We start from the raw sequence: 1,434 nt of genomic DNA, 5'->3' as shown, positions 1-1,434 counted from the left end.
GTCCTGCACGATGACGATGACGACGGCCGACACGATGGTCGGCATGAGCAGCACTGACGAGCCCGTGGGTCCTCGGGCCGACCGGCCGAAGCGCCGCCGGTTCACCGCGGACTACAAGGCCGCGATCTTGGCCGAGTACGACGACGCCGACCGCGAGCAGCGGGGGGTGATCCTGCGTCGCGAGGGCCTGTACTCCTCCCACATCGCGGAGTGGCGCAAGGCCGCCGAGGCCGGCGCGACCGCCGCGCTGGGCCCGAGGACCAGCAGCGGGCGAGACCGGCGCGACCGGGAGATCGAGCAACTACGGGCTCGTGCGGAGAAGGCCGAGTCCGACCTCGCCCGGACGCAGGCGGCGCTGGACCTGGTGGGAAAAGCGCACGCGCTCTTGGAGACGCTCTCCGAGAGCACGGGCATGCCGCCGCGGTCGAAGCGGTGATCGCCCCCGCGGTGGCCGAGCTCGCCGCGCTGACCAGCATCGTCGCAGCCTGTGCCCTGCTGGGCCGGCCCCGTGCCAGCCACTACCGCATGGTGCGCGAGGCGCAGCGGCGTGCCGGTCTGCCCTACGGTCCCGAGCCGGCACCGGAGCGGGCGCCGCGGTCGAGTCCGCCGAACGCGTTGTCGACCGCTGAGCGGGACCGGGTGCTCGCGGTGTTGACCGAGCCCCGGTTCGCCGACAAGGCCGTGGCGCAGACCTGGGCGATCCTGCTCGATGAGGGCACCTACCTGTGCTCGATCTCCACCATGCACAGGATTCTGCGCGAGCACGGCATGGCCGGAGAACGACGTCGCCAGGCCACGCACCCGCCACGGAAGAAGCCCGAGCTGCTGGCGACCCGGGCCGGGCAGGTCTGGTCCTGGGACATTACGAAGCTGCGGAGCGCGACCCGCGGGGTCTACTACGACCTCTACGTCGTTATCGACATCTTCTCCCGCTACATCGTCGGGTGGACGGTCGCGGCGTGTGAGGACTCCGAGATCGCCAAGAACATGCTGGCCGAGGCGATGGGCAGGCACGAGATCCCCCAAGCCATCCACGCCGACCGGGGCACCTCGATGACCTCAAAGCCCGTCGCCCAGCTCCTGCTGGACCTCGGGGTGACCAGGTCCCACTCCCGCCCGCACGTCTCGAACGACAACCCCTACAGCGAGGCAGCGTTCAAGACCCTGAAGTACGCCCCGGTCTTCCCCACCAACTTCGGGTCGATCCAGGACGCCCGCGCGTTCTGCGAGGAGTTCTTCGCCTACTACAACCACGAGCACCGCCACGGCGGGATCGGCCTGCACACCCCTGCCTCGGTCCACTACGGCACCGCCGGCGAGATCCGAGCGCACCGCCAGGCCACCCTCGACGCCGCCTACGCAGCCAACCCCGAGCGCTTCACCCGCCGCGCACCACAAGCACCCAAACTGCCCACCGCAGCCTGGATCAACCAG

General features: G+C 70.3%; 1 protein-coding gene and 1 pseudogene. Both read left to right on the top strand.

Translation table 11 applies throughout. The features are described 5' to 3' along the window. Nucleotides 1-436 (top strand): annotated as a pseudogene (locus ACYVKX_RS23255) (hypothetical protein); the annotation flags it as partial. Next, on the top strand, nucleotides 433-1,434 hold a 1,002-nt coding region (locus tag ACYVKX_RS23250; protein ID WP_460836093.1), incomplete at its 3' end, for an IS3 family transposase. The pseudogene ACYVKX_RS23255 and the gene ACYVKX_RS23250, both read left to right, overlap by 4 nt.

The sequence above is a fragment of the Nocardioides hungaricus genome (genome assembly GCF_054782915.1).
Note: the sequence above shows the minus strand (reverse complement) of the source record. Positions and strands in the feature narration are given on the sequence as shown.